This is a genomic window from Acinetobacter kyonggiensis (genome assembly GCF_900107285.1).
GTDB lineage: Bacteria > Pseudomonadota > Gammaproteobacteria > Pseudomonadales > Moraxellaceae > Acinetobacter > Acinetobacter kyonggiensis.
The window spans coordinates 1-7,788 of the sequence record NZ_FNPK01000051.1 but is presented as its reverse complement, the minus strand read 5'-3'; the positions used below and the strand labels follow the sequence as shown (position 1 = coordinate 7,788).

Genomic DNA, 7,788 nt, shown 5'->3' with positions numbered 1-7,788 from the left:
GTTTAAGCTCCCATTTTTGATTTTCTAAAAACTTTAGGAAAATTTAAATTAATCTATAATTAGAATAGATTTTTTGATTAATTTCCTCTAATAAATTATTAGCTAGAATAATTTTTTCAGGGCTGTCTAAGCCGTCACAACGAAAAATAAAACTTGAATTTGCTTTCTCAACCGAAATCACATTCAGCCCAACAAAGTATTCATCCAGCTTTTTTAATTCAGAATGGCTAGGTTTGTGCAACAAAGCCATTTGGAGTTAGAAAAGTTCCGAATCCTGATCGGGATTTTTTTAGAAAATTTTTGGCAGTTTCTAAGAATATTGGATCATTTTTTGGTTTTTTTCTTATGGAAAAACCAAGCATTCAGATTTTTTGATTAAAGAAAGAGTGCAGTATTTCTATTTGAAGCTGCAATCTTTGACGCAATTTTGAGTTTAGTGAAGTTTGAATCAGACATTTTTTCTCAATACATGACGATCTCTAATCTTAACTTCAATTAAATGCTCAAATAAAAGAGTAATTATAAATGAGTCCTTGCGATTTAAGTTATTCATCGTCTTTGTGATGATCATTATCTAATAGCTTACAAGTAAAAATTATTGCTAATATGACTAGGCTAGAAGAAATACCAGCATATAAGTTGGCTAAAGTTCCACCAAAAACAACAATATCTTCTAAAAACAAGATGACTATAACTACAATAGATACATGTAATATAATAACTTTTAGATCATGAAACTTATTAATTGATAGTGTCTTAAGAAAAGAACTATTGTCAAAAATAGCTTGTTGAATAAATAATTTATAAAAACCTGCTGAAATTAAATGAAATGTAATAGCAATTAACGAGACATCGAGGATTTTTAAAAATTTAACAACAACTATTTTTACTTCAAAATTAGTTGCATATATATTTTTTATAATAAAAATTATTGCATCAATTAGAAGATATATAGTTGATAAATATAAAAAAATAGAAGATATTATGCAATTTATAATAACTATAATAACTAAAAATCTACTCTTTTCAAAAAAATTTTGTAGCACTTGATAACATCCCTTAAAATGAGGCTTTGTTGCATAAATATGTAAGCATCTGATTTAAATAAATTTAATTTTGGATCAAAAAATAATCAAAACTTTTAAAATCATATAGTTATGATATCTTTGTGCAACAAAGCCGTCCAGTACTGGAAACTACATCATAACCTCTCTGATTAACTGAATCAGCTAATTGTCCTAAGGTCATCATAGCTACATAAAGTTCCCAATTCTTCCTGTTAAATGCCTTAATTCTGCAATAGGCATTCCCCAAGAGAGTTCTTTTTCAAACCATTCAATAGATTCACCTAAAGACTTAATAATATCGAATTGGCTCAATGCCATGATTGATTTCCTATCACTTATAAATTAAAGAGCTTACGATCACGTTCATCAGTCAAATACTTGTCCATCTGTGCAATCAATTTTGCCCGGGCCTGTTCATCTTCTTCAGTGATTTTTAGCATACAAGATCCGATTAGAATTTTGCGTCTAGTATCATCTTTACGAGCCTGTTCTTTCTCTTTAGCACGTTCTCTTGCAAGTGCTGCCTGTCTTTGAGCTTTAAGCTGTTTCAGCTTTTCTTCCTGGGCTTTAATTTTGCTGTCTAGTGTTTCAGTAACGCTCATTAATCCAATACCATCATCCTGGGAAACCATCCCTAACATAAGCGCACTTGAATATGCATTCAAGGTGCTATATGTATAGTAATGTTTTCCTCGAAGAGCGCACTTATGCAAACTTCGTTTGCAAGTCCGATTGGGGTCTCCCCAATACCCCGACAACCGTATCCACGGTTGTATTTCACTACGTGAAAATTTAAAAGCGAAAATAGGCATGGCGATTTACCACTTTTCAGTCAAAACCGTAGCACGATCAGCAGGGCGTTCCGCTACTGCTGCGATTGCCTATCGGGCAGGTGAAAAGATCTATTGTGAACGTGAGGGCCGAGAACATGATTACAGCCGAAAAACAGGTGTGGAATATAAAGAAATTTATTTACCCGAAGGCGCACCAGAACATTTAAAAAACCGGGAAAGACTCTGGAACGAAGTTGAACAACGGGAAACCCGAAAAAACTCGACAGTTGCCCGAGAATTTGAAATCGCTTTTCCAAGTGAATTAAATCAGGAACAACGCCTGGCCATGCTCGAAGAGCTATGCGCCAGTATCGTGGACAGACATCAGGTGGCCATCGATGCCTGTATTCATGCACCGCATACTGGATCTGGTAGTGATGAACGCAATTATCACGCGCATATCCTGATGAGCACACGCAAACTTACTCAGGAAGGCTTCACCGAGAAAACCCGGGAACTGGATCAGAAACACAGTGGAGAAATCGAACACTGGCGCGAACACTTTGCCGATATCTGCAATATGCACCTGGATCTGGCTGGATACACTGCCCGAGTCGACCACCGCAGCTACAAAGACCAGGAGAATGGTTTAGAAGCCACGCTGCACGAAGGGCCGAAAGTCACCGAACTGCGCCGAAAAGGGATTGAGACCGAAATCAGCCGAAGCAATGACGAAATCAAACAGAGAAATCAGGCTCAGCTGCAATACAGCAAAAATATGGATCTGCTGATTGCTGAAAATGAGATCAAACTCAGCACACTGAAAACAGAACAGCAGATCCAAATCAAAAATAGCGCTAAAACGCCACCAATTGACGAAAAAGCCCTGTTTGAGGAAAAACAGAGGGAAACCCTTGGCAAAGTGCTAAAACGCGAAATCAGCGCAAAAGACGCGAATCTAGACCTGGATTTCATGCAGCGTAATCTCAAACAAGCCGAAATAACCCTGACCAAGCACCACAAACATCAAAATGAGTTCAATCAGCAGCTTGCCCAGGAGATCGTGAAAAGCGGACTCAAGCAAAGTCATGACAAATTGCAAAGCCTGGTCGATCAACACAACGAATTAACTCAGAACAAACCCTTACTGTTTGGAAAAAAAGCCTGGGAAGCCCAACGTGATGCGATTTACCAGGAGCACAAAAAGCTGAAAGGTCAGCATGAACACCAGAAAAAACATGGTGTGAAGGATTTATTGGAAAATGAAAAGTTTAAAGAACATGCCTGGAAGCAGTACCAACAACAACATCCAGCCAAAGCCAAGCAATACCAGACTCTATACCCATCCTATCAAGTCATTAAAAAATGTGTGGATGAGATCAAAGCAGAACAACAGATGAAACTCAGACAGGAACAACAGCTCAAAGCACAGCAACATGCGCCTAAAATGAAATCTCGTGGCATGAGTCGCTAAACAGAGCGAGTGTCTACGAGCGAACTGAGAAAATTTGCCCATCCCTTTCCCTGATTACAAGCTCCCTATCCATTAATCACCTACCCTACAGAGCATCCCGCATGGGTGCGAACTTTCCAAATTTGATTCTTAAATCGAGCGTAGCGAGAAAAAAAGCTCATGAGCGAAGCGAATTCCGAGCTGCTTTTGATCTTGCTTTTGCTTTTTCTCAAATTCACGAAAATATGAACCAAAAATTGCCCCGACGAATCGAGCGAAAGCGAGATTCAATAGAGTTTGAGCGAAGCGAAAACCAAGGGCAATTTTTTACTCCCTGGGCTTTTAATTATTTTTAAGCTTTTAAATGCTTTTAATTAAGCTGTAATCCTTTATTCATAATGGTTCTAGAGATATTAAAACGAGGTTTACCTTGCATTAAAACGAGGTTTACCTTGCATTAAAACGAGGTTTACCTTGCATTAAAACGAGGTTTACCTTGCATTAAGCGAGATAATTATATAACCTCGTCTTATTGAATTAAAAATATAATCTTTTCATATGAAAACAGAACTAGTTGTTAAAGATAACGCCTTAATCAATGCCAGTTATAACCTCGATCTAGTTGAACAGAGGTTAATTCTCCTAGCTATTGTTGAAGCAAGGGAATCGGGTAAAGGGATAAATGCTAATGATCCACTAACAGTTCATGCTGAAAGTTATATTAATCAGTTTGGTGTACATCGAAATACGGCTTATCAGGCGTTAAAAGATGCTTGCGATGACTTGTTTGCAAGACAATTCAGTTATCAGAGTCTTAGTGAAAAAGGTAACATTATTAATCACAAATCAAGATGGGTGAGCGAGGTGGCTTATATTGATAATGAAGCTGTCGTTAGACTTATTTTTGCCCCTGCTATTGTGCCTTTAATTACTAGGTTAGAAGAACAATTTACAAAGTATGAAATACAACAAATAAGTAATTTAACAAGTGCTTATGCTGTTCGTTTATATGAAATATTGATTGCATGGCGTAGTACTGGAAAAACGCCTCTCATAACTATGTATGATTTTAGACAAAAAATAGGTGTACTCGAGACTGAATACAAACGAATGTATGATTTTAAAAAATATGTTTTAGACATTGCATTAAAACAAGTAAATGAACATACCGATATTACTGTCAAAGTTGAACAGCATAAAACAGGTAGATCTATTACTGGTTTTTCATTTAGCTTTAAACAGAAAAAATCAGCCACGCATTCAGTCGAATCTAAAAGAGATCCGAATACATTAGACCTCTTTTCAAAAATAACAGATAAACAACGCCATCTATTCGCCAACAAGCTCTCAGAGCTTCCTGAGATGAGTAAATATTCACAAGGCACAGAAAGCTATCAGCAGTTTGCTGTACGTATAGCTGCCATGCTGCAAGATGCAGAGAAATTTAAGGAATTACTTCCTTTACTCAGAAAATTAGGATTTCAATGACATTGTTAATTGAAATTGTTAAGTTAACAGTCAGGTATTAACACAAGTTGAAAACTGGTTTACATAATGAAAAAACTGTCAGTTTCAGAGTTAGCTAAGCTTTATGGATATTCAAGACAAGCCATATATGCACATATAAACAAAGGAAATTTATCTAAAGGATCTGATGGATTAATTGACTTTTCAGAGGCCCTAAGAGTTTTTGGGGAACCACAAAAAAAAGAGGATACAGTCAATCAAAGTCAATCAATTAACAGTCAAAACTTGACAGAAGTTGACTTACTAAAACGTCAAGTTGACATACTGGAAAAACAATTAAATCAGGCAATACAGAGAGAAAATCAATCTTTAGAACGTGAATCGTTTTATCAAGAACAGATTGAAGCTATGCAGCGCTTACTAGAAGCACCAAAAGCCAATATGACTACCTTTACCGATCAGAGCTTTAAACAGGATATAGCAACGGATCCTCGGTCGGAACTAGCAACGAACTATGACGAATTGACTACTCCTCAGCAAGACAATAAGCGTATTCCTATCCCGGAGCATGTTGAACCAGAACAGAAGAAGAGAGGCTTCCTAAGCCGCTTTTTCCTTCCATATGGTTAGCCAAGACTCCAGTTTTTTGAAGAGCCAATTTCAGTGCAAGCACTTGAAATAATGACTCCTCAAAAAACCGGATGATGTTTATTAAAACTGAATAAAACCGTGGAACATCGCTCAATTAGTGATCGTGGAACATGAATAATCAATAAAAAGCCGTTCTGGTGCCCTATACTCCAGAACGGCTTACGTTAATATAATGATATTTAAAGAGAAATATCAAGCATTTCGTATAAGGTGTATTATGTTAATTTTAGGAAAACTTATAATCAGAATAATTAACAGCCACTGTTTTATTGGTAGCTATTAATTATTTAAAGGATTGTAATTTTTACCTATGAGTACTTTGATCTTTTGTTTTCCAAAGAGAGTATAGAATTCCTGTAAACAAGATGATGAACGTGATCGAAAGGGAGACTGGCGGTGGAATTTTTGCTATACCTAATCCATCAGCTATAAAAATTTTTGATCCAATAAAGACTAACAATACTGCTAATGCGTACTTCAAATAATGGAAGCGGTCGACCATTGCTGATAGGGCAAAATATAAAGCACGTAATCCCAAAATTGCGAAAATATTTGAAGTATAAACAATAAATGGATCTGTCGTAATCGCAAAAATCGCAGGAACACTATCTATTGCAAAGATCAGATCTACAAATTCAATCATGATCAAGGCTAGAAAAAGTGGTGTCATAAACCAGGTTAATTGGTTAGTTTTTGGATCAATCTTTTTCACCCAGAACTTCTCTGCATGAAGCTGCTCAGTGACACGAAATCTTTTTTTAATAAAGTTCAAAATAGGAGAATTTCCGACTTCATATTCTTTATCAACACTTAGCCACATTTTTATCCCTGTAAAAATAAGAAAGGCTGCAAATATATAAAGAACCCATGAAAATTGGCTGACCAGTGTTGCGCCCACGCCAATCATGATAGCTCTTAGAAAAATTACACCTATAATTCCCCAAAATAAGACTCTATGCTGATAAATTCTTGGTATCGAGAAATATGAAAAAATCATTGCAATGACAAAGATATTATCCATCGCTAATGATTTTTCAATTACAAAACCGGTTACATAGTTAATCCCTGCCGTGGGTCCGAGATACCACCACACCCATGCGCCGAAAAGTAAACCTAATGTAATATAAAATGCTGATAGTGCTAAGCTTTCTTTAACACCAATCTCTCTTACCTTACGATGAAATACTCCAAGATCTAGAATAAGCAGGACAAGTACAATAAGGATAAAGAAAATCCACATCCAAACAGGTTTATCTAAAAAATTCGAAAATAGAACGTCCATAGTTTTCCTCTGCTTATACTAAGAATATTGGATCATTTTTTGGTTTTTTTCTTATGGAAAAACCAAGCATGCAGATTTTTTGATTAAAGAAAGAGTGCAGTATTTCTATTTGAAGCTGCAATCTTTGACGCAATTTTGAGTTTAGTGAAGTTTGAATCAGACATTTTTTCTCAATACATGACGATCTCTAATCTTAACTTCAATTAAATGCTCAAATAAAAGAGTAATTATAAATGAGTCCTTGCGATTTAAGTTATTCATCGTCTTTGTGATGATCATTATCGAATAGCTTACAAGTAAAAATTATTGCTAATATGACTAGGCTAGAAGAAATACCAGCATATAAGTTGGCTAAAGTTCCACCAAAAACAACAAGATCTTCTAAAAACAAGATGACTATAACTACAATAGATACATGTAATATAATAACTTTTAGATCATGAAACTTATTAATTGATAGTGTCTTAAGAAAATAACTATTGTCAAAAATAGCTTGTTGAATAAATAATTTATAAAAACCTGCTGAAATTAAATGAAATGTAATAGCAATTAACGAGACATCGAGGATTTTTAAAAATTTAACAACAACTATTTTTACTTCAAAATTAGTTGCATATATATTTTTTATAATAAAAATTATTGCATCAATTAGAAGATATATAGTTGATAAATATAAAAAAATAGAAGATATTATGCAATTTATAATAACTATAATAACTAAAAATCTACTCTTTTCAAAAAAATTTTGTAGCACTTGATAACATCCCTTAAAATGAGGCTTTGTTGCATAAATATGTAAGCATCTGATTTAAATAAATTTAATTTTGGATCAAAAAATAATCAAAACTTTTAAAATCATATAGTTATGAAATCTTTGTGCAACAAAGCCGATCACTATTAACACACCCACTAAGTGCCAAAGCTATTGCTAAGATTAATATTCCTTTTTTCATATCTTCTCAAAAATTGAATAAAAATAATTATATATTCTTCTATCTGAGTAAATATTACTAGATTGATTTAACACAAAATCTCTTATTCGAAATTTGAAATGTAAGTCCAAAATAGAAAAAGCCAGTGCAACTGGCTTTTTAT

The 7,788-nt window shown here is 34.7% G+C and carries 10 protein-coding genes; 4 read left to right on the top strand and 6 right to left on the bottom strand.

Annotated elements, in window-relative coordinates:
* Window positions 1-43: 43 nt before the first annotated feature.
* The 4 genes from BLV99_RS17610 to BLV99_RS17595 form a co-directional block, all read right to left on the bottom strand.
* A complete protein-coding gene (locus BLV99_RS17610) occupies window positions 44-250 on the bottom strand; it encodes a hypothetical protein (protein WP_005108771.1) in 207 nt (68 codons plus the stop codon).
* 295 nt (window positions 251-545) lie between these two features.
* Window positions 546-1,046 (bottom strand): YqhA family protein, encoded by a 501-nt coding sequence (locus BLV99_RS17605; RefSeq protein WP_092692975.1) that lies wholly within the window; start codon window positions 1,044-1,046, stop codon window positions 546-548.
* 207 nt (window positions 1,047-1,253) lie between these two features.
* Complete coding sequence (locus BLV99_RS18650; protein ID WP_254894336.1) at window positions 1,254-1,385, bottom strand: hypothetical protein; 132 nt, start codon at window positions 1,383-1,385, stop codon at window positions 1,254-1,256.
* Between the two features lie 17 nt (window positions 1,386-1,402).
* Window positions 1,403-1,669, bottom strand: a complete 267-nt coding sequence (locus tag BLV99_RS17595; RefSeq protein ID WP_006581723.1) for a hypothetical protein — start codon at window positions 1,667-1,669, stop codon at window positions 1,403-1,405.
* Window positions 1,670-1,877: 208 nt separating this feature from the next.
* On the opposite strand from BLV99_RS17595, the gene mobQ reads away from it, so the two are divergent.
* From mobQ to BLV99_RS17575, 4 genes are all read left to right on the top strand, one after another.
* Window positions 1,878-3,314, top strand: a complete 1,437-nt coding sequence (gene mobQ / locus BLV99_RS17590) for a MobQ family relaxase (RefSeq protein ID WP_092692972.1) — start codon at window positions 1,878-1,880, stop codon at window positions 3,312-3,314.
* Between the two features lie 101 nt (window positions 3,315-3,415).
* The gene (locus BLV99_RS17585; protein ID WP_034429840.1) at window positions 3,416-3,649 is read left to right on the top strand and encodes a hypothetical protein; all 234 of its coding nucleotides are present in this window, start codon (window positions 3,416-3,418) and stop codon (window positions 3,647-3,649) included.
* Window positions 3,650-3,851: 202 nt separating this feature from the next.
* Entirely contained in the window at window positions 3,852-4,781 is a 930-nt protein-coding gene (gene repM, locus BLV99_RS17580; protein ID WP_004896921.1) for a replication initiation protein RepM, read from the top strand.
* Between the two features lie 66 nt (window positions 4,782-4,847).
* Complete coding sequence (locus tag BLV99_RS17575) at window positions 4,848-5,390, top strand: plasmid replication DNA-binding protein (RefSeq protein WP_004896925.1); 543 nt, start codon at window positions 4,848-4,850, stop codon at window positions 5,388-5,390.
* Between the two features lie 325 nt (window positions 5,391-5,715).
* On the opposite strand, the gene BLV99_RS17570 is transcribed toward BLV99_RS17575, so the two are convergent.
* Window positions 5,716-6,693, bottom strand: coding sequence for a TerC family protein (locus BLV99_RS17570; protein WP_004761028.1), 978 nt, complete (start codon window positions 6,691-6,693; stop codon window positions 5,716-5,718).
* A gap of 253 nt (window positions 6,694-6,946) precedes the next feature.
* Complete coding sequence (locus tag BLV99_RS17565) at window positions 6,947-7,447, bottom strand: YqhA family protein (protein WP_092692970.1); 501 nt, start codon at window positions 7,445-7,447, stop codon at window positions 6,947-6,949.
* Window positions 7,448-7,788: the final 341 nt, after the last annotated feature.

Excerpts from the sequence above, each read along its gene's own strand:
- BLV99_RS17570 (WP_004761028.1), bottom strand. The coding sequence starts at position 6,693 with ATGGACGTTCTATTTTCGAATTTTTTAGATAAACCTGTTTGGATGTGG.
- mobQ (WP_092692972.1), top strand. The coding sequence starts at position 1,878 with ATGGCGATTTACCACTTTTCAGTCAAAACCGTAGCACGATCAGCAGGG.
- BLV99_RS17575 (WP_004896925.1), top strand. The coding sequence starts at position 4,848 with ATGAAAAAACTGTCAGTTTCAGAGTTAGCTAAGCTTTATGGATATTCA.
- BLV99_RS17585 (WP_034429840.1), top strand. The coding sequence starts at position 3,416 with ATGGGTGCGAACTTTCCAAATTTGATTCTTAAATCGAGCGTAGCGAGA.
- BLV99_RS18650 (WP_254894336.1), bottom strand. The coding sequence starts at position 1,385 with ATGGCATTGAGCCAATTCGATATTATTAAGTCTTTAGGTGAATCTATT.
- BLV99_RS17595 (WP_006581723.1), bottom strand. The coding sequence starts at position 1,669 with ATGAGCGTTACTGAAACACTAGACAGCAAAATTAAAGCCCAGGAAGAA.
- BLV99_RS17610 (WP_005108771.1), bottom strand. The coding sequence starts at position 250 with ATGGCTTTGTTGCACAAACCTAGCCATTCTGAATTAAAAAAGCTGGAT.
- repM (WP_004896921.1), top strand. The coding sequence starts at position 3,852 with ATGAAAACAGAACTAGTTGTTAAAGATAACGCCTTAATCAATGCCAGT.